This is a genomic window from Thermoanaerobacter wiegelii Rt8.B1 (genome assembly GCF_000147695.2).
Classification (GTDB): Bacteria; Bacillota; Thermoanaerobacteria; order Thermoanaerobacterales; family Thermoanaerobacteraceae; genus Thermoanaerobacter; species Thermoanaerobacter ethanolicus.
The window spans coordinates 1,420,917-1,441,602 of record NC_015958.1 but is presented as its reverse complement, the minus strand read 5'-3'; the positions used below and the strand labels follow the sequence as shown (position 1 = coordinate 1,441,602).

At 34.2% G+C, this 20,686-nt stretch carries 21 protein-coding genes and 1 pseudogene; 20 read left to right on the top strand and 2 right to left on the bottom strand.

Features of this window, described 5'->3' with window-relative positions; genetic code table 11:
• Window positions 1-465: an ATPase gene (locus THEWI_RS07160; protein ID WP_003868230.1), complete on the top strand. Its 465-nt coding sequence runs from the start codon at window positions 1-3 to the stop codon at window positions 463-465.
• On the opposite strand, the gene ylbJ is transcribed toward THEWI_RS07160, so the two are convergent.
• On the bottom strand, window positions 466-1,647 hold the full coding sequence (gene ylbJ / locus THEWI_RS07155; RefSeq protein ID WP_014062940.1) for a sporulation integral membrane protein YlbJ: 1,182 nt from the start codon (window positions 1,645-1,647) through the stop codon (window positions 466-468).
• A gap of 74 nt (window positions 1,648-1,721) precedes the next feature.
• Window positions 1,722-2,926 (bottom strand): annotated as a pseudogene (locus THEWI_RS07150) (nucleotidyltransferase).
• Between the two features lie 132 nt (window positions 2,927-3,058).
• On the opposite strand from THEWI_RS07150, the gene pta reads away from it, so the two are divergent.
• The 19 genes from pta (at window position 3,059) to THEWI_RS07055 (ending at window position 20,686) form a co-directional block, all read left to right on the top strand.
• A complete protein-coding gene (gene pta / locus THEWI_RS07145; RefSeq protein ID WP_014062938.1) occupies window positions 3,059-4,057 on the top strand; it encodes a phosphate acetyltransferase in 999 nt (332 codons plus the stop codon).
• A gap of 19 nt (window positions 4,058-4,076) precedes the next feature.
• Window positions 4,077-5,282 (top strand): acetate kinase, encoded by a 1,206-nt coding sequence (locus tag THEWI_RS07140; RefSeq protein ID WP_014062937.1) that lies wholly within the window; start codon window positions 4,077-4,079, stop codon window positions 5,280-5,282.
• 71 nt (window positions 5,283-5,353) lie between these two features.
• Complete coding sequence (locus tag THEWI_RS07135) at window positions 5,354-5,839, top strand: YceD family protein (protein ID WP_014062936.1); 486 nt, start codon at window positions 5,354-5,356, stop codon at window positions 5,837-5,839.
• 17 nt (window positions 5,840-5,856) lie between these two features.
• A complete protein-coding gene (gene rpmF, locus THEWI_RS07130; protein WP_014062935.1) occupies window positions 5,857-6,039 on the top strand; it encodes a 50S ribosomal protein L32 in 183 nt (60 codons plus the stop codon).
• A gap of 120 nt (window positions 6,040-6,159) precedes the next feature.
• Window positions 6,160-6,762 (top strand): transcription factor FapR, encoded by a 603-nt coding sequence (gene fapR, locus THEWI_RS07125; RefSeq protein WP_014062934.1) that lies wholly within the window; start codon window positions 6,160-6,162, stop codon window positions 6,760-6,762.
• Complete coding sequence (gene plsX, locus THEWI_RS07120) at window positions 6,746-7,744, top strand: phosphate acyltransferase PlsX (protein ID WP_014062933.1); 999 nt, start codon at window positions 6,746-6,748, stop codon at window positions 7,742-7,744. Before fapR ends, plsX begins: the two co-directional genes overlap by 17 nt.
• Complete coding sequence (locus THEWI_RS07115) at window positions 7,737-8,732, top strand: beta-ketoacyl-ACP synthase III (RefSeq protein ID WP_014062932.1); 996 nt, start codon at window positions 7,737-7,739, stop codon at window positions 8,730-8,732. The genes plsX and THEWI_RS07115 overlap by 8 nt, the downstream gene beginning before the upstream one ends.
• A 12-nt stretch (window positions 8,733-8,744) precedes the next feature.
• Window positions 8,745-9,686, top strand: coding sequence for an enoyl-[acyl-carrier-protein] reductase FabK (fabK, locus tag THEWI_RS07110; protein WP_014062931.1), 942 nt, complete (start codon window positions 8,745-8,747; stop codon window positions 9,684-9,686).
• A gap of 4 nt (window positions 9,687-9,690) precedes the next feature.
• Window positions 9,691-10,620 carry an ACP S-malonyltransferase gene (gene fabD, locus THEWI_RS07105; protein ID WP_014062930.1) on the top strand — a complete coding sequence of 310 codons (930 nt, stop codon included), beginning with the start codon at window positions 9,691-9,693 and terminating at the stop codon, window positions 10,618-10,620.
• Window positions 10,621-10,622: 2 nt separating this feature from the next.
• Window positions 10,623-11,366 carry a 3-oxoacyl-[acyl-carrier-protein] reductase gene (gene fabG, locus THEWI_RS07100; RefSeq protein WP_014062929.1) on the top strand — a complete coding sequence of 248 codons (744 nt, stop codon included), beginning with the start codon at window positions 10,623-10,625 and terminating at the stop codon, window positions 11,364-11,366.
• Window positions 11,367-11,408: 42 nt separating this feature from the next.
• On the top strand, window positions 11,409-11,636 hold the full coding sequence (gene acpP, locus THEWI_RS07095) for an acyl carrier protein (protein WP_003866668.1): 228 nt from the start codon (window positions 11,409-11,411) through the stop codon (window positions 11,634-11,636).
• A 66-nt stretch (window positions 11,637-11,702) separates the two neighbouring features.
• A complete protein-coding gene (gene fabF, locus THEWI_RS07090; RefSeq protein WP_014062928.1) occupies window positions 11,703-12,932 on the top strand; it encodes a beta-ketoacyl-ACP synthase II in 1,230 nt (409 codons plus the stop codon).
• Entirely contained in the window at window positions 12,904-13,644 is a 741-nt protein-coding gene (gene rnc / locus THEWI_RS07085) for a ribonuclease III (RefSeq protein ID WP_003869194.1), read from the top strand. The genes fabF and rnc overlap by 29 nt, the downstream gene beginning before the upstream one ends.
• Window positions 13,641-14,705, top strand: a complete 1,065-nt coding sequence (locus THEWI_RS07080; RefSeq protein WP_014062927.1) for an elongator complex protein 3 — start codon at window positions 13,641-13,643, stop codon at window positions 14,703-14,705. Before rnc ends, THEWI_RS07080 begins: the two co-directional genes overlap by 4 nt.
• 103 nt (window positions 14,706-14,808) lie before the next feature.
• Window positions 14,809-15,069 (top strand): stage V sporulation protein S, encoded by a 261-nt coding sequence (locus THEWI_RS07075; protein ID WP_003869192.1) that lies wholly within the window; start codon window positions 14,809-14,811, stop codon window positions 15,067-15,069.
• Window positions 15,070-15,119: 50 nt separating this feature from the next.
• Complete coding sequence (locus THEWI_RS07070; protein WP_014062926.1) at window positions 15,120-15,353, top strand: putative signal transducing protein; 234 nt, start codon at window positions 15,120-15,122, stop codon at window positions 15,351-15,353.
• Window positions 15,354-15,693: 340 nt separating this feature from the next.
• The gene (gene smc / locus THEWI_RS07065; protein WP_014062925.1) at window positions 15,694-19,284 is read left to right on the top strand and encodes a chromosome segregation protein SMC; all 3,591 of its coding nucleotides are present in this window, start codon (window positions 15,694-15,696) and stop codon (window positions 19,282-19,284) included.
• A complete protein-coding gene (ftsY, locus tag THEWI_RS07060; RefSeq protein WP_014062924.1) occupies window positions 19,277-20,233 on the top strand; it encodes a signal recognition particle-docking protein FtsY in 957 nt (318 codons plus the stop codon). Before smc ends, ftsY begins: the two co-directional genes overlap by 8 nt.
• A gap of 99 nt (window positions 20,234-20,332) precedes the next feature.
• Window positions 20,333-20,686: a putative DNA-binding protein gene (locus THEWI_RS07055; RefSeq protein WP_014062923.1), complete on the top strand. Its 354-nt coding sequence runs from the start codon at window positions 20,333-20,335 to the stop codon at window positions 20,684-20,686.

Here is a 20,686-nt window from a genome sequence, read left to right as displayed (position 1 = left end):
TTGTCAAATTTTGATGGTTTAGAAGTTCTTAATCTTTTAGAAGAATTAGAAGACATTATAGAAAACAGTTCTTCTATTCCTCTTTCTAACAAAGTTTTGATAAACAAAGAAGAAGTTTTGGACTTAATAAGACAAATCCGAATAAAATTGCCAGATGAATTTAAAAGGGCGGAATGGATCAAACAAGAAAGGCAAAGAATTCTTTTAGAGGCACAACAGGAAGCAGAAATGATAATAAAAGAAGCCGAACAAAAGATTAAGGAAATGGTGAGTGAAAGTGAGATAGTTAAAAAGGCGGAAAAGACGGCAGCAGAAATAATCTCTACTGCCCAAGCTAATGCAAAGGAAATAAGGTTAGGAAGTAGAGAATATGCTGATGAATTACTTGCTAAAATTGAGTCACAGGTGTCTGAAATATTAGAAACTATTAAGAGAAATAGAGAAGAATTAAAAGGCAACAAATAGTTAATGTTGTTGTAGATATTGTTTTATAGCTATTGCAAAAAGTAGAATGGTCAAAGTGACAATTATAAAAATTATTGAAGAAAATTGAAATATGTCCCAGGAATTTTTGTAAGTATATAGGTTGAAAACGTGGGAAATTGCATTTTCTTCTTGAATTTTTATTACTGAGAGTAACCAATAGGAGTATAAAGCGGCAAGAAAAAATTGGATTGTTTTTGCAATGAAATAAGGAAGATATTTTATTTTTGTTTTTGCTATTACTCCTAACACTTGTCCATGTATCGATATTCCGCCCCATGCTATTATAGCGCTTACTAATACTACTTTTTGTTCTAAAGGCGCAGAAACTTGGCTTATTAAGTTTGAACCTACTGTTATTTCTAAGAAGCCACTTAAAAAAGCAGGTATTAGACTTTTGTCAAAACCTAATAATAAGAATATAGGAGATATGAAGTAAGAAAGAAAATCCAAAATTTTATACAGTTTTAAAAATTCTATTACCACTGAAAAAAGTATAACATAACCTCCTATCATGATAATAGTATTTGTTGATTTGGAAACAGCTTCTGACAGGATAGTACTTAAGCTTTTTTTGTTCTGCTCTCTTGTATAATACATTTTTTTGATGGCAGCATTTAAAAGGTTTTTTGTTGAAAGGGACTTTTTATAAGAATTTTTCTTGTAGAGACGAAAGAGAAGTCCAGTGGTTATAGCTGCTAAGTAATTAGAAGCCATGATTATGTATCCGGCTTTTGGACTACCGAACATGCCAATTGCGACGGCTCCTAACATAAAAAGGGGGCCTGAATTATTGCAAAAGGACATGAGCTTTTCTGCTTCTTCTGTTGTGCATAAATTTTCTTCCCAAAGTCTTGATATCACTTGAGCCCCCACGGGATAACCGGAAGTGTATCCGATTGCCATCGCAAAAGAGCCACTTCCCGGCACGTTAAATAAGGGCCTCATTATAGGCTCTAAAAAAGTGCCTAAAAAATGTACTACTCCTAATTGTAAAAGAAGCTCTGAACCTATGAAAAAAGGAAGTAGAGAAGGAGTAATGGTAAAAAGCCAAAGGTTTATACCGCCTTTGGCGGCTTCTAATGCTTCTTTAGGGAAAAGTATTAAAGATAGTACCATTAAAATTAAAAAAGAAATAAAAATATTTAAAAAGGTGTTTTTCAAGATTTATCCCCACCTTGTTTTGGTATCATTACTATATTATTTAGAAAGTCCTTTAAAAATGAATGGTGGGGAATTTAAAGTTTTATTAAAGGATGTATAAAGTCTAAACCGGCGATAGAGGAGTTTTTATAAGCTAAAGTATAGACATCAGTAGCAAATAAATCTTTTTCAAACATTTTAGTATTAGATAGTTTGATTTTATATTGTGATACTTTTGTAATTATAGGGAGGGGAGATTTTTTCTTTATTTCTCTTAGCATTTCTTTGCCCTTTTCATTAAAACCCAAAACCCTTATATAATTAGGGCCATCAAATTCTTTAAAAATTTGTTTATCTATATTAAGTAATAGATGAATAAGTATATGCCTTATTCTGCTTTCTGTGTATCGCTTTGATTTTACAAGTTTTATAAGTTCTTCAACATTATTAGTTTTATAAGAAGCTTTGTAAATTTTATTTTCTAAGCCTTCAGAGACATCAAATATGTGATTGAGAGGAATGTGATTTCTCAACAGATAAATTAAAATATTAGAAAATTCCTCTAAAGATATGGGACCTTGTTTTTTTCAAAAGAACTTTGCAAAATTTCTTTTGTAAAGTCCGGTATATATTTTTCTAAACCTTCTAGTCCTTTTTCAAAAATATGCTTTCTTATAGAAGAGGCACTGGCAAATTCTCCTTTTAGTTCTAACGAAGTATACAAAGAGCCTTTTCGCTTTATAGTAAAAGGTGTAATAGAACTACCTATTTTCTTTAAAGATTTAAGGTATTCTATTGCCAATATGTTATTGGATGTTTGTAAAATCTTTTCTATTTCATTATTATTTATAACTTTTTGTAATGCTAATTCCCGTGCTTTTGCAAAGGTTATGCCGCTTTTTAAATATTCTTTTAATGCTTTTCTATAATAAATTGGCTCTTCTAAAAGTATTTCAGCAATTTTTGTGAGTTCGCTTAAATCGCCTTTTTCACTCCCAAAGGAAATACAATCTACTATTTTTAAAGAATCTAATAGTTTCACCGCTCCATAAGCGAAATTTTCAGCTGTAGAGGTAGCATAAACTACTGGTAACTCGATTACCAAATCTATACCGGCTTTTAATGCCATTTGAGTTCGCTTCCATTTGTCTACAATAGCTGGCTCTCCTCTTTGTACAAAATTTCCACTCATTACTGCTATAGTATAATCGCATTTGGTTAATTTTTTTGAAGTTTGCAGATGATAAAGGTGGCCATTGTGAAAAGGATTATATTCGACAATAATTCCTAAAATTCCCATATAACTTCTTGTCCTTTCAAAAAAATTTTTAAGATATACTTATTATTTTACATAAAATATGATAAAATGTAAAAGGGAGATCGTGTATACAATATTATAGTGATAAAATTAAAAAAGGAAGGGAGATTTTAAATGGCAGTAATGGATAGTATCATACAAAAGGCTAAAGCTAATAAAAAAAGGATTGTGCTTCCTGAGGGAAGTGAAGCGCGGACTTTAAAAGCTGCCGAAAAGGTTATTAAAGAAGGTATTGCTGACGTGGTTTTGGTAGGAAAAGAAGAAGAAATAAAAGAAAAAGCAAAGGGATTGGATATCTCAAAGGCAGAGATTATAGACCCTGAAAAGTCACCTCTTTTACAAAAATATGCTGAAGAATACTATAATTTGAGAAAAAACAAGGGAGTTACAGAAGAACAGGCATATCAAATTATGAAAGACCCTATGTACTACGGGGTTATGATGGTCAAATTAGGCGATGTGGATGGTATGGTATCAGGGGCAATTCACGCTACTGCTGATGTTTTCAGACCGGCTTTTCAAATTGTAAAAACTGCTGCAGGCGTTAAAGTAGTGTCAAGCGCCTTTATAATGGAAGTACCTAATTGCACTTATGGAAGTGATGGAGTATTTATTTTTGCTGATTGCGCAATAAATCCTAATCCTAATGAAGAGGAATTAGCGGCAATTGCTATTGCTTCTGCCCATACTGCAAAAGTCCTTGCTGGAATTGAACCGAGAATTGCTATGCTGTCATTTTCTACCAAAGGAAGTGCAAACCATGAATTAGTAGATAAGGTGAAAAATGCAACAAAAATCGCAAAAGAATTGGCGCCTGATTTGCTAATTGATGGTGAGCTTCAATTAGATGCTGCGATTGTAAAAGAAGTTGGAGAGTTAAAGGCTCCAGGAAGTCCTGTAGCGGGTAGTGCAAATGTACTTATTTTCCCAGATTTGCAAGCGGGAAACATTGGATATAAGCTAGTGCAAAGACTTGCTAAAGCTAATGCTATCGGACCAATTTCTCAAGGTCTTGCAAAACCTATCAATGACTTGTCAAGAGGTTGTAGTGTAGAAGATATTGTTAATGTTATAGCAATAACTTGTGTACAAGCTCAAGGGGTGCAAAATTAACTTTAAGGAGGCAGCGATTATGAAAATTTTAGTCATGAACTGTGGAAGCTCGTCATTAAAGTATCAATTGCTAGATATGGATAATGGGAAAGTGCTAGCGAAAGGATTGGCGGAAAGGATAGGTATCAATGATTCTCTTTTAACTCATCAAGTAGAGGGCAAAGATAAAATAAAAATACAAAAAGATATGAAAAATCATAAAGAAGCTATACAAATTGTTTTAGAGGCTTTAGTAGATAAAGAAATCGGAATATTAAAAGATATGAAAGAAATAGATGCAGTAGGACATAGAGTTGTGCACGGGGGAGAGTTTTTTACTGATTCCGTATTGATTGACGATGAGGTAATCAAAAAATTAGAAGCATGTATTGACCTTGCGCCTTTGCACAATCCTGCTAATATTGAGGGGATAAAAGCTTGTCAGCAGATAATGCCAGGGGTGCCGATGGCAGCAGTTTTTGATACGGCTTTCCATCAAACAATGCCAGATTATGCGTATATTTATCCCATTCCTTATGAATACTACGAAAAATACAGAATAAGAAGATATGGATTCCATGGGACTTCTCATAGATATGTATCTTTAAGAGCTGCTGAAATATTAAATAGGCCTATTGAAGAGTTGAGAATCATTACTTGCCATTTAGGAAATGGTTCTAGTATTGCTGCGGTTAAAGGCGGTAAGTCGATAGATACAAGTATGGGATTTACACCATTAGAAGGGCTGGCTATGGGTACAAGGTCAGGAAATGTTGATCCTTCAATTATAACTTTCTTAATGGAAAAAGAAGGATTGACTGCAGAACAGGTTATAGATATACTCAATAAGAAATCAGGTGTATACGGAATTTCAGGAATAAGTAATGACTTTAGAGATATAGAAAATGCAGCTTTTAAAGAAGGGCATAAAAGGGCTATGTTGGCATTAAAAGTTTTCACTTATAGGGTGAAAAAGACAATAGGTTCTTATGTAGCTGCTATGGGTGGTGTTGATGTAATTGTATTTACTGCTGGAGTTGGAGAGAATGGACCAGAAATGAGAGAGTTTATTTTAGAGGATCTAGAGTTTTTAGGCTTTAAACTGGACAAAGAGAAAAATAATGTGAGAGGAAAAGAGGAAATTATATCTACAGAAGATTCAAAAGTTAAAGTTATGGTTATTCCTACAAATGAAGAATATATGATAGCTAAAGATACTGAAAAATTGGTAAGGGGTTTAAAGTAGATAATCTTGACAACGGGTTGTGGGGTTAGTATAATAGGTGATGTCAATTATTTTAAGGTGTGTGAAGAAAAATGAAAATCGATCTATTAAAAATCAAAGGACAGCTTGGCCGCAGCATAAATATAGACTATGTAGAGGACATAGAGAGCATTGAATTTAAAGGGGAAGAATACAAAATTGTAACTCCTCTACATGTAAAAGGTACTATTACCGCGCAAAAAGAAGGGCTTTTGGCAGAACTTGATATTACAGGTAGTATAAATGCCGTCTGCGACAGATGTTTGGATGAGTTTATTTATAATTTAGACCTTAAATTACGGGAATATGTAGAGGAGTCAGTAGACGAAGAAGTAGATGACAGTTTTTATGAAAATTTTGATTTAACTACTTTTGTAGTCCATTTTGTGATATTGTCATTGCCAATGAAATTTTTGTGCAAAGAAGATTGCAAAGGCTTGTGCCCTGTTTGCGGTACTAATTTAAACCATCAAACCTGCAGCTGCAAGCGGGAAGATATTGATCCGCGGCTTACCGTCCTTTCAAAACTACTGCAATAGATGTAGGAGGTGTTAAGATGCCAGTTCCAAAGAGGAGGACATCAAAGGCTAGAAGAGATACCAGAAGGAATAATAGTTATAAAATAGCTGTACCGGCTTACGTTTTGTGTCCAAGATGTCATGAACCTAAACTACCTCATAGAGTATGTCCTAACTGCGGCTATTACAAAGATAGAGAGGTAATAAAAGTAGAAGAGTAAGAGCAAAAAAAGTAGTAATAGGAAAAGACCTATTACTACTTTTTTTAGTTGATTTTACAAAAAAAATAATTTATAATTTTGGGTAGGTCATAAAAACAACTAATATCTGGAGCTGGTAATATGGCTGTGCGAATGAGTAAAGTAGAAAGACAAAGACTTTTAAAAGAAAAAATAAATACTAACCCCTTTTATACTGATGACGAGTTAGCAGAAATGTTTGGAGTGAGTGTACAAACTATAAGGCTTGACAGGATGGAATTAGGAATCCCCGAAGTTAGAGAGCGTATAAAAACTGTTGCAGAAGAAAATTATCAAAAAGTGAGAACTATTACAGGCACTGAAGTAGTTGGAGAACTAATAGACTTAGAATTAGGTAAAAGGGGTATTTCAATTTTTGAGCCTACAGAGGATATGGTTTTTGTCAAGACAAAAATTGTGAAGGGGCAATACATTTATTCTCAGGCTGAGTCTTTAGCTATGTCTGTTATTGATGCCTCTGCTGCTTTAATTGGAGTGGCAAACATAAAGTACAAGTTTCCCGTTAAAATAGGAGATAGACTTGTGGCGAAAGCCGAAGTGATACGTCAAAGAGGAAACAAATATTTTGTTTGGGTTAAGATAAAAGTTAAAGATAAGGAAGTATTCAGAGGTAAGTTCATTTTAGTAGCTATTGATGAGGACTTTCTAAAAAAAAGGAGTGACACTGTTGAGGTTAGCAATTGATGCTATGGGTGGTGACCATGCTCCAGAGGAGATAATTAAAGGCAGCTTAGAGGCACTAAAGTATTTTCAAGATATAGAAATTGTCCTTATTGGGAAAGAAGAAGTTTTACGTGGTCTCCAAGGAAGGGAGAAACGGCTTAAGCTTGTTTATGCCTCAGAAGTTATTGAAAATGATGAAGCACCTGTTACGGCAGTTAGAAAGAAAAAGGATTCTTCGATGATAGTAGGTTTAGAACTTCTTAAAAAGGATGAGGTAGATGCTTTTTTGTCAGCTGGCAATACAGGTGCTTTGATGGCAGGAGCACTGCTTACTTTAGGGCGCATCAAAGGAATTGACAGACCTGCCCTAGCTCCAATACTTCCTACTTTAAATGGGGCTACTGTGTTATTAGATGCAGGTTCTAATACTAATTGTGATGCTCAAAATTTGGTACAATTTGCTGTCATGGGACATGTCTATGCAGAGAAGATGTTTGGAATAGAAAGACCAAGAGTAGGGCTTTTTAATATAGGAGCAGAAGAGGAAAAGGGAAATGAAGTAGTAAAAAAGGCTTTTGAAGAACTTAAAAAATCAAAATTAAATTTTATAGGGAATGTGGAAGGAAGAGATATTCCTTACGGCGTCTGTGAAGTTGTAGTTTGCGATGGATTTGTGGGAAATGCGATACTAAAGTCTATGGAAGGAATTGCTTCTGTGATTTCTCAACTTTTAAAGGAAGAGTTGACCCGAAATATTTTTACTAAACTGGGTGCTCTTTTGATAATGGGGGGACTAAAGAGAATAACTAAAAAAATGGATTACACCGAATACGGAGGAGCCCCTCTTTTAGGAATTAAAAAGCCAGTCATAAAAGCCCATGGCAACTCAAAAGCAAAAGCTATTTTTAATGCGATAAAACAAGCTAAAAATTTTGTAGATAATGATGTCTTAAATCACATAAAAGAAGAAATTGAGTCAATGGGAGATGAGTTAAGTGTGTGAAAAGATTGCTGCAGGAATTTTAGGTACAGGAAGTTACGTTCCCGAAAAAGTTCTTACTAATTTTGATTTAGAAAAAATGGTGGATACTTCTGATGAATGGATTACTACAAGGACAGGAATTAAAGAAAGGCGCATTGCAGATCCTTCACAAGCTACTTCTGACTTGGCTACTGAAGCCGCAAAGAAGGCTTTGGAAGATGCTAAAGTTGACCCTTCAGAAATTGACATGATCATTGTCGCAACTGTTACACCTGATATGAATTTCCCATCTACTGCTTGCATAGTTCAAGCTAATTTGGGTGCAGCTAACGCTGCTGCTTTTGATATCTCTGTTGGATGTTCAGGCTTTATATACGGACTTGCTATTGCTCAGCAATTTGTAGAGACTGGTATGTATAACAAAGTATTAGTTATAGGAGCAGAAACTTTGTCTAAAATTACTAATTGGAAAGACAGGAACACTTGTGTCCTCTTTGGAGACGGAGCAGGAGCAGCTGTGGTAGGAAGAGTAGAAAGTGGATATGGAATATTAAGTACTTATTTAGGAGCTGATGGAACTGGAGGAAAATACTTGTACATGCCAGCAGGAGGTTCTAGAATGCCTGCCAGTGAAGAGACTGTAAAAAAGAATTTACATACTATTTTTATGGAAGGGCAAGAAGTATTTAAGTTTGCAGTAAAAGTAATGGATAGTGCTACTATTGAAGCCTTAAACAGATGTGGTTTAAAACCAGAGGATATAGATATGCTTATACCTCACCAAGCAAATACAAGAATAATTGAAGCGGCAAGAAAAAGACTTAAACTTAGCAATGATAAAGTTTATATAAATCTTGATAAATACGGAAATACTTCTGCAGCCTCTGTTGCTATAGCATTAGATGAAGCCTATAGAAAAAGACTTATTAAAAAAGGCGATATTATACTTACAGTTGCTTTTGGTGCAGGTTTGACTTGGGGCTCAAGTGTTATAAGATGGAGTAAGTAAGGAGTGAAAAATATGTTTAAAACGAAAATAGTAGAAATGCTCAATATAAAATATCCGATATTTCAGGGTGGAATGGCATGGGTCGCAACTGCAGAACTAGCTGCTGCAGTGTCAAATGCAGGAGGTTTAGGAATAATAGGAGCAGGTAATGCACCTGCCAGTTTTGTAAGGGAACAGATAAGGAAGGCAAGAGAACTTACTGATAAACCTTTTGGCGTCAATGTAATGCTTTTGTCTCCTTTTGTTGATGAAGTTATGGAGGTTATTTTAGAAGAAAAAGTAGATGTCATAACTACTGGAGCAGGGAATCCAGGTAAGTACATACAAAGACTTAAAGAGCGGGGTATTAAAGTTATTCCTGTTGTGCCTTCAGTAGCCTTAGCAAAAAGAATGGAGGATATTGGGGTAGACGCTGTAATTGCTGAAGGAACAGAATCGGGAGGTCATATTGGAGAACTAACGACTTTAGCATTAGTCCCTCAAGTAGTAGATGCTGTTAAAATTCCAGTTATCGCTGCAGGAGGAATTGCTGATGGACGTGGTTTTGCTGCAGCTTTTTGCTTAGGTGCTTCGGGAGTTCAAATGGGAACTCGGTTTGTATGCTCTACTGAATGTACTGCTCATCCTCGTTATAAAGAATATATTTTAAAGGCAAAAGACAGAGATGCCGTTGTTTCAGGAAGAAGCACAGGTCATCCGGTTAGGTCATTAAAAAATAAACTGACAAGAGAATTTGAAAAGTTAGAACAAATGGGTGCTCCTAAGGAACAATTAGAAAAATTAGGAGAAGGAAAATTAAGAGCAGCGGTAGTAGACGGTGATGTAGAATATGGCTCTGTGATGGCAGGTCAAATTGCGGGTCTTATAAATGACATTAAACCTGTAAAAGAGATAATAGAGGACATAATGAAACAAGCCAGTGAGGTTATTGATAATTTGTATAAAATGAGGTGAAAGGATGAAAGTTGCTTTTATTTACCCCGGGCAAGGTGCCCAATATGCTGGAATGGGCAAAGAAATATACCAAAAATACCAAGAGGCAAGAGAAATTTTTGAAAGAGCAGATGAAGCTTTAGGGTTTAGCATATCTGAACTTTGTTTTGAGGGACCAGAAGAAGAACTTATGAAAACAGAAAATACTCAGCCGGCCATTTTAACGGTTTCTGTTGCTTTAACAAAGGTTTTGCAAAAGAGAGGAATAAATGCTGAGGTTACTGCAGGATTGAGCTTAGGAGAGTATTCCTCTTTAGTATTGGCTGAAGCTTTAGATTTTGAAGATGCGGTTCGTTTAGTGAAAAACAGAGGAAAGTATATGCAGGAAGTAGTACCCCAAGGAGTGGGTACTATGGCAGCAATACTGGGACTTGAAAATGAAGTAGTAGAAGAGATTTGCCGTACTGTATCACAAGTTGGAATAGTAGAACCTGCTAATTACAACTGTCCTGGACAATTAGTTATATCTGGAGAAGTAAAAGCTGTGGAAAAAGCTGTCGAGCTAGCCAAAGAAAAAGGTGCAAAAAGAGCAGTAGTATTAGCAGTCAGCGCACCTTTCCACTGCAGCATGTTAAAAAAAGCAGGAGAACTCCTAGAGAGGGACTTAGAAAAAATAGAAATAAAAGATTTAAAAATTCCAGTAGTATCAAATGTAACAGCTGATTATGCGTCTAAAGACCAAGTGAAGGACCTGCTCATAAAACAGGTGAGTCATCCTGTGCTATGGGAACAATCTGTAAAAAGAATGATTGAAGATGGTGTAGATACTTTTGTTGAGATAGGACCAGGAAAGACTCTTACAGGTTTTGTTAAAAAGATTGACAAAACCAAAAATGCTTATAATTTTGAAGATGAGGAGTCCCTTTTAAAGACTCTCTCTGCTTTGGGGGTATAAGTATGGAAGCTGAAAGAAAAACTGCTTTTATAACAGGTGGGTCAAGAGGAATAGGACGTGCTATTGCTTTACGCTTGGCAAAAGATGGATTTAATATTGTCGTTAACTATTCAAAAAGCGATAAAAGTGCTGAAGAGGTTATAAGAGAAGCAAAAGAATACGGTGTAGATGCAATGGCTGTCAAATGTGATGTCTCTAAATATGATGAGGTAGAAAAAGCAATAGATAAAATTGTAGAAGAATTTGGTAGTATAGATGTTGTGGTAAATAATGCGGGAATTACAAAAGACAATTTAATTTTGAAAATGGATGAAAGCGAGTGGGACCAAGTAATAGATGTAAATTTAAAAGGCACATTTAATGTAATAAAATTTGCATCAAAGTATATGATAAAAAAGAGAAAAGGGAAAATAATAAATATTACATCAGTTGTGGGAATAATGGGAAATGCAGGTCAAGCTAACTATGCTGCTTCTAAAGCAGGAATAATAGGACTTACTAAATCTGTTGCAAAAGAATTAGCAAGTCGGGGAATAACAGTGAATGCTGTAGCTCCTGGCTTCATTGAAACAGATATGACAAGTGTATTAAAAGATGAAATAAAAGAAAATATGTTAAAGAGCATTCCTTTGAAAAGGGCTGGAAAACCAGAGGAGGTAGCTGAATTAGTTGCTTTTTTGGCTAGTCCTGCTTCAGATTACATTACTGGGCAAGTAATAAATGTTGACGGAGGAATGGTTATGTAATATTATCATAATGTATAATTTTTGAGAGGAGGTGAAGCAGGTATGATTTTTGAAAAAGTAAGGGACATAATAGCCGAACAACTCGGCATTGATCCAGAGGAAATAACGATGGAGTCATCTTTTATAGATGATTTAGGAGCAGACTCTTTGGACATAGTAGAGCTCATAATGGCTCTGGAAGAAGAGTTTGATATTGAAATTCCTGATGAAGATGCTGAAAAGATTAAAACAGTAGGTGATGTAGTAGAATATTTAAGCAATCTTGAATAATTGAGGTCCCGCGTTGCGGGACTTTATGCAATATAAAATTTTACTCTATTTTGGGGGTTTTAACTGATGAACAGAGTAGTTGTAACGGGAGTAGGAGTTATTACACCATTAGGTAATACTGTAGAAAAATTTTGGAATTCTTTAATAAGTGGTGAGTCTGGAATAGATATTGTTACTAAGTTTGACGTGTCTGAGTTTCCTACTAAGGTAGCAGCAGAAGTAAAAGATTTTGAACCCACTTTATACATAGATAAAAAAGAAGCAAGAAGAATGGATAGGTTCATCCAGTTTGCTGTTGCCAGCGCGAAGTTGGCGTTAGAGGATTCACAAATTGACCTTTCTAAAGTTGATTTAAACAGGTTTGGTGTTATTTACGGTACAGGCATAGGAGGAATTGAAACTTTTGAAAATCAGATGAAAATTATGTATGAAAAAGGTCCCGGAAAAGTAAGTCCCTTCTTCATACCTATGATGATAGCAAATATGGCAGCAGGTCAAATTGCAATAACTTTTGGGCTAAAAGGGATAAACGAGACTATAGTAAATGCCTGTGCTTCCAGTACTAATGCTATAGGAGAAGCTTTTAAAGCTATTCAAAGGGGAGATGCAGACCTTATAGTCACAGGTGGTACTGAAGCAGCTATAACTCCCATGTCTTTTGCAGGCTTTTGTGCAATGAAAGCTATGTCCACAAATGAGGACCCTAAAAAAGCCTCCCGTCCTTTTGATTTGAATAGAGATGGTTTTGTAATGGGAGAAGGGTCTGCAAGCTTAATTTTAGAATCTTTAGAACATGCGCAAAAAAGAGGAGCTAAAATTTATGCAGAGATAATAGGTTATGGTGCTACAGATGATGCTTACCACATAACTGCTCCTGCGCCAGAAGGAGAAGGAGCTGCTCGTGCAATGGAAGCAGCTTTAAAGGACGGAAAAGTAAGTTTTGACATGATAGATTATATCAATGCTCATGGAACTTCCACTGAATATAACGACAAATTTGAAACAATGGCTATAAAGAAAGTCTTTAAAGACCATGCGTATAAACTCTATGTAAGCTCTATCAAGTCTATGCTAGGCCATTTGTTAGGAGCAGCAGGGGCTGTTGAAGCTGTTGCTACTGTTTTGACTATAAAAAATGGCATTATACCTCCTACTATTAATTACGAAACTCCTGATCCAGAGTGCGATTTGAATTATGTGCCTAACGAGGCTATAGAAAAAGAAGTAACTTATGCGATTTCTAATTCCTTAGGCTTTGGAGGACATAATGGGACATTACTTTTTAAAAAATTTTAAAAGAGGTATGGAAGTGAAAAGAGAAAATTTGTCTGAATTAGAAAAGAGAATAAACTATAGTTTTAAAGATAAAAATTTGCTTATAGAGGCTTTAACTCACAGTTCATGGGCTCACGAAGGTAAAAATAGCAAGATTAGCAATGAAAGATTGGAGTTTTTAGGAGATTCTGTCCTAAGCCTTGTAATAAGCGAGTATTTGTACAAGAATAGAAAAGATTTAGAAGAAGGTTCTCTTTCTAAATATAGAGCTGAAATAGTTTGTGAGCCCTCCCTTGCCAGGTGTGCAAGAGAAATAGAATTAGGCAACTTTTTGCGCATTGGCAAAGGAGAAGAACTGACTGGAGGAAGAGAAAGAGATTCTATTCTTGCAGATGCTATGGAAGCGATACTGGCTGCTGTATATCTGGATGGAGGATTAGAAGTCGTTCGCAATGTAATTTTAGAATTGTTCAAAAATATCATTGAAGAAGTTTTGGAAGGGCTTATTTATCGCGACTATAAAACAAAACTGCAAGAAGTTGTTCAAAGCATGGAAATAGGGAAAATTATCTATGAGCTAATAGAGGAAATGGGTCCTGACCATAATAAAACTTTTGTAACTCAAGTGCGGATTGGTGATGTAATATTAGGAAAGGGTTATGGTAAAAGTAAAAAAGAAGCTGAGCAAGCTGCGGCTATGGAAGCATTGATTAAATTGGGGATATTAAAATGAAAAAAAAGATGTATATAATACCACTTTTTATACCCCATTTAGGTTGTCCTTTTAAGTGTGTTTTTTGCAATCAAAATTCAATAACAGGCCAACAGCAGGAGATAACAGAAGAATATGTAAGACAAACTATAGAAACCCATTTAAAAACTCTTCCAAGGGATGCAGAAATAGAGGTATCTTTTTTTGGTGGCAGTTTTACGGGAATACCACAGGATATGCAAAATCTCTACTTGGGAATTGCGAAAGAATATTTGGACAATGGCAAAATAGATGCTATTCGTTTGTCTACTCGTCCTGATTATATAGACACCGAGATTTTACAAAATCTTAAGAGATACAAAGTTTCAATAATAGAACTTGGAGTACAGTCAATGGATGAAGAAGTGCTTTTAAAAAGTAGAAGAGGTCATACAAGTGAGGATGTCGTAAAAGCTGTGAATCTAATTCGGCAATATGACTTTAAATTAGGATTGCAAATAATGATAGGACTACCTGGAGATAACTTAGAGAAATCTTTAAATACCGCTTATAAGATTGTGGAGTTGAAACCTGATTTTGTGAGGATTTATCCTACTTTGGTGATTAAAAATACTTATCTTGAAAGAATGTATAAAGAAGGAAGATTCTTTCCTCTAACCTTGCAAGAGGCTGTTGAAATTTCAAGGAAAATGTATATAATTTTTATTAAGAATAATATTGATGTCATTCGGATTGGACTTCAAACGACAGAAAATATTAATTACAATAAAGATGTAGTAGCAGGTCCTTTTCATCCTGCGATGGGACAATTAGTTGAGTCAAGTGTTATTCTTGACATTTTCATAAGGGTATTTGAGGATAAAAATATAAGGAACACAAAGGTTACAATTTTTTCTAATGAAAAGCGGATTTCCACAATTATAGGGCAAAAAAAATTCAACAAGTTGTTTTTAGAAAAAAAATACAACGTAAAGACGGAATTTAAAATATTGAATAGTCTGACTAATGACAAAATAGTTGTTTGTACTGATAAAAAGATCATGCGTATTTCTATAACCGATTTTATAAAAAATAATTTTTAAAAAATTTTATAAAAAAGAAGGAAATATTGGTTTTTTATCGAATATATAATATATATCAAATGTATTCATTTTCACAATAATGTATGAAGGAGGTTATTTTACAGTGGAGGTTCTAAAAGTATCAGCTAAATCTAAACCTAAGTCTGTAGCAGGTGCATTAGCAGCCGTCTTAAGAGAAAAATCTTCAGCAGAAATTCAGGCGGTTGGGGCAGGTGCAGTAAATCAAGCGGTTAAGGCTATTGCAATAGCAAGGGGGTTTGTGGCGCCAAATGGCATAGACTTAATTGCGATTCCTGCCTTTTCAGAGATTGAGATAGACGGCGAAATGAGGACAGCGATAAAATTTATTGTAGAACCAAGATAATCTAAACCTGCTTTTTTAGCAGGTTTTATTTTTATATAGAGGTGATTTTGATGGAAGGCTTCGTTAAAATTTTAGTGTTAGAAAATGAAATAGAAGCTAAACTGTTAGAAGACATTTTAAAAGAAAAGGGGATACCACATTTTATAAGAAGTTATCATGATACGGCTTATGATGGATTGTTTCAAACGGTAACAGGATGGGGGAAGATATTAGCACCTTCTTCTTATAAGGAAGAAATAGAGGAGATTGTAGAAGAAATACGAAGAGTACGTGGAGAACTGTAGTAGGTGAGACAAATAAAGCTGACATTTTGCACAAGAGAAGTGACTTGACAGAGCAGAAGCTAAACTTAGCGAGACTGAGAGACGAAGGCGGGGCCGGAGGCAAGGACTCCGGAGGCTGGCCCCTGAGGCAAGGAGGCCGAATGGGCCAGGAACCCCGCCGGAGTCCGAAGTCGAGCGTTAGTTTAGCCTGCTCTGTCACCGGAGCGAGCTGTGCAAAATGTCAGCTAAATAAATTGCCAATCTATCCTTGACACGTATAATACTGAAAAAATACTGAAAAATAAAAGATGAAATTTAAATGTAGATGTGGTAAAATGGAAGGTGCATAAGGAGTGGTGGTATGTACCTTAAGAAACTTGAACTTCAAGGCTTTAAGTCTTTTGCAGACAAAGTAACTCTTAATTTTGAAAAAGGTGTAACAGCAATTGTAGGTCCAAATGGAAGTGGCAAAAGTAATATTTCTGACGCTATTAGATTAGTTCTGGGAGAACAAAGTATCAAAAGTTTAAGAGGTTCTAAGTTAGAGGATGTAATTTTTGCAGGTAGCGAGAATAGAAAACCTTTAGGTTTTTGTGAAATAAATCTCACCCTTGATAATTCCGATGGTTATCTTCCTTTTGATTATACAGAAGTAGTTATTACCAGAAAAATTTTTAGATCTGGCGAAAGTGAGTTTTTTATAAATAAAACTCCTTGCCGTCTTAAGGACATATACGAGCTTTTTTTAGATACAGGAGTAGGAAAAGAAGGCTATTCAATAATAGGACAAGGGAGAATAGACGAGATCCTATCTGCAAGACCAGAAGATAGAAGACAAATTTTTGAGGAAGCAATAGGTATTTCAAAGTACAGATATAAAAAAGAAGAAGCAGAAAGGAAACTCACAGCAGCTAATGATAATCTACTTCGTTTAAACGATATAGTTGTAGAATTAGAGAAGCAGCTTACTACTTTGGAAACGCAAAAAAGCAAGGCAGAAGAGTTTTTAAAACTCCACAAGGAAAAAAGGAAAGCAGATATAAGTTTATATATTCAATTAGCAAAGAGGTCTATGAATCAGTACGATGCTTTAAAAGGAAAATATGAGAACTTAAAAAATCAATTAAATGTAAAAAAAATACATAAAATCAATCAAGAGGAGAATTTGTTATATAAAGAAAAAGAAATTCATGACTTAAAACAGCAATTGGGCAGTAAAAAAGAGGAATATCACAATAAGTTAAGAGAGATAGAGATAGTCTCAGGAAAAAGGGAATTAATAATAGAGAAGCTTAGAAATTTGGAAGAAACCACAGAGCTTTACAGAGAAGAGTTAGAAAAAGCTGCAAAACGGGAAAGAGTTTTAAAGGAAGAACTTAAAGGGATAGAGTCTAATGTAGCCCTTTTACATGCAAACAAGGAAGAATTGGAAGAAAAGTTAAGACAATTTCAAGAAGAATATGTAAGTTTGCAAAAGAAACAAAAGAATGAGATAGAAGAAGTTGAAAAAGCTAAGGAAGATATAATTGAAATTTTAAATAGCATAGCAGACGTGAAAGGAAAATTGTCTTTGAACAATTCTCTAAAGGAAGAGGCAATAAGTAGGCAGCAAAATTTAAAAAAGCATATAGAGGAAATTCAAAATCGAATAGAAATTTTGGATAAAGAAAAAAATAAAATTGTTGAAGAATTACAAATTTTACAAAAAGAACTGGATAAAAAGAATCAGCAAAGGATTACTAAACAGCAAGCTTTACAAAAAATTGATAATGAGCTGATTTTGAGAGAAGATACTTTAAAAGTTATTAAAGAAGAAATTGAAAGAAAAAGGTCACGACTTTCTATTTTAGAGGAGATGGATAAAAATTACGAAGGCTATAGTGGAACTGTGCGGAACTTGTTAAAACTCTCTGAAAATATTCCTTCTTTTAAGGAAAATATAATAGGAGTAGTGGGGGAACTTTTAGAGGTTGAAAATACTTATAGCACAGCAATTGAGGTAGCATTAGGCTCAAGTATACAGAATATAGTTATAAAATCTTCTGAGGGAGTAGCGGAAATAATTGAAAGGTTAAAACAAAAAGATTTAGGAAGAGCTACTTTTTTGCCTCTTGATTTAATCCGTGGGAGGGGTCTTTCTCAACAGGAAAGCAATATTTTGACTGAGAAAGGCGTAATTGGAGTTGCTTCTAAGCTAATAAAGTATAACGATAATTTAGAAGAAATTTTTAATTTTTTGTTAGGCCGTGTTATTATAGTAGATACCATTGAAAATGCAGTGAGGTTATCTAAAAAATATAATCAAGCTTATAAAATTGTAACATTAGAAGGAGAAGTTATAAATCCAGGGGGTGCAATAACCGGTGGCAGTTTAAAACCTAAAATTCAAAGCATCTTTAAGAGAAAAGAAGAGATAACTAAACTGAAAAAAGAAATTGATAGTTTAAAAAATCAACAAGAAATATTGGTGGAAGAAATTGGACAAAAAATAAATGATAAAATTCATGAAGAGGAGCAAATAGAATTATTGAACAAAGAAATTTCTGATATTAGCTACAATATAACTTCTAATGAGCAAAGGATGATTTCATTAGAAAAAGAAATAGGAAATTTATTAAATCAACTAGAAAATTATACTTTAGAAATTGATGAATTAAAGGAAAATGTTAGAAATTATCAACAAGAAATTGACCGGTTTTTAAAAGAGTTAGAAAGCTTAGAAAAAGAAAAAGAACGATTGGATGCTTTGATCAATGGCTTTAAAGAAAAAAACAATAAAGGAGAGGAAAATTTAGCAATTTTAGATAAAGAAATCACTGCTTTGAAGATTGAAATCGCTAAAATCGAACAAAAGCTCCAGAATGAACTTCATAACTTAAAAGATAAACGGCAAGAATTTGATAGAGAAAAAAACAATATAGTAGAGAAGGAAAAGAATATTAAAGAAATAGAAAGCTTAAAGGTCAATTTGAGTTTAGATATGGAAAAGTTGCAAGGAGAAATATATAAATTACAACAAGAAGTAAAAAAAATTCAAAAAGATATTTCTTCTTTAGAAGATAATATTTTCCAAGAAGAAGAGGATTTACAAAAGCGTAAAGAAAAATTTTCGATTTTACAACAAGAATTTACTAATATTAATGAAGAATTTCATAAGGTAGAAATGGAAATGCAAAGATTCCAGATAGAGATTGACAATATCAAAAATAGGCTTTGGGAAGAATATGAATTGACCTTAGACAGAGCTTTTGAAGAAGCTGAAGAAGGCGAGATTTCAAAATTAAGACAAAGAGCAGATCATTTGGCAAAGGCTATAAAAGGATTAGGTAATGTGAATATAGATGCTATTGAAGAATATAAAGAGGTAAAGGAAAGGTATGATTTTTTAAAATCTCAGATGGAAGATATTATAAAGGCAAAGGAATCTTTGATTTCTGTAATCGAAGAAGCAAATAAAATTATCAAAACAAAATTTAAAGATGGTTTTGAAATCCTACAGATTCAATTTAAGGAGACGTTTAGGCGACTTTTTGGAGGGGGTAATGCAGAGTTAATACTTACTGATGAAGACAATCTTTTAGAAACAGGTATAGAAATTAAAGCACAGCCCCCAGGAAAGAAATTGCAAACCCTTTCTCTTCTTTCAGGAGGAGAAAAGGCATTAGTTGCTATTTCCCTTTTATTTGCAATGCTAATTATAAAACCTACTCCTTTTTGTATATTGGATGAGATAGATGCAGCATTAGATGATGCAAATGTGGAGAGATTTGCTGAGTTTCTGAAAGAATTGTCAAGAGATACTCAGTTTATAGTTGTAAGCCACAGAAAAGGGACAATGATGGTGGCAGATGCGATATACGGTGTAACAATGCAAGAAAAAGGAGTTTCCAAATTGTTATCCCTTAAACTAAATACTGACGACAAAATAGGAGGCTTGGTAAAACATGCTTAATTTTTTTGACAAATCTAAAAAAGAATCCGAAACTGCTGAAAAAAAAGGTTTTTTTCAAAAGATTAAAGAAGGACTTTTAAAAACAAGAGAAAATTTGACTTCTAAAATAGATAGCATTGTTACAATAGGTAGAAAAATTGACGAAGAACTTTTGGAAGAATTAGAAGAGATTTTAATTTTAGCTGATATAGGTATTAGTACTACTTCTAAGATTATAGAAGGAATACGTCAAAAGGCAAAAGAAAGAAAGATTTATGATGCGTCTCAAATAAAAAAACTTTTAGCTGAAGAAGTTTATGAAATTTTGCAAAAGGATGTAGAACCTTTTACCTTGACTTCTCCTATGGTGATATTGGTAGTAGGGGTAAATGGAGTAGGAAAGACTACTACAATTGGAAAATTAGCTTATTTGTACAAAAAAGAAGGCAAAAAAGTTATACTAGCAGCAGGTGATACTTTTAGAGCTGCAGCTATTGACCAGTTAGAAATATGGGCAGAGAGAGTTAACTGTCCAATTATCAAACACCAAGAAGGCTCAGATCCAGCTTCTGTTATTTTTGATGGCATTCAAGCCTCAAAAGCAAGGGGAATAGATATACTTATTTGTGATACTGCAGGTAGACTGCATAATAAAAAGAATCTGATGGAGGAATTGAGGAAAATACGCAAAGTTATAGATAGGGAATATCCTGAAGCGAGAGTAGAAACCTTTTTAGTTTTAGATGCTACAACTGGTCAAAATGCTCTTCAACAGGCGAAAATATTTAAAGAAGTTTCTGATATAACCGGTATTGTACTTACCAAATTAGATGGAACGGCAAAAGGTGGAATTGTGGTAGCTATAAAATCAGAATTAAATGTACCTATAAGATATATAGGAATTGGGGAAGGAATAGAGGATTTGCAAGCTTTTGATGCAAAATCTTTCGTTTCTGCTATTTTTCAGTAAATTAAATCGTAAAAAAATGAAAAAACACAGCTTGACAAAAAGCAGCCCTTCATATAAAATCTTAATGTAAAGGTTAGGACCTTAACGGGTGGGATTTTTGTGGATGATGATTTTTTATTTATGACTCTTTTGTATGATTTTTATGGTGCTTTGCTTACAGATAAGCAAAGAGAAATTTTTGAGATGTACTATTTAAATGATTATTCTCTTGGAGAAATTTCCGAACTTTTGGATATCTCGCGGCAAGGGGTTTATGATACCTTAAAAAGAGCAGAAAGCTCGTTAGAGTTTTTTGAGGAAAAATTAGGATTGGTAAAAAGACATCAAGAAATAATGAATAAACTGGATAAGATAGAAAAGGGCATTAAAATAATACGGCAAAGAGAAAGAGACCCAGAAATTTTAAAAATTATTGAGGAGATAGCTCGTGAAATAGAGAAGCTAAATCCGTAG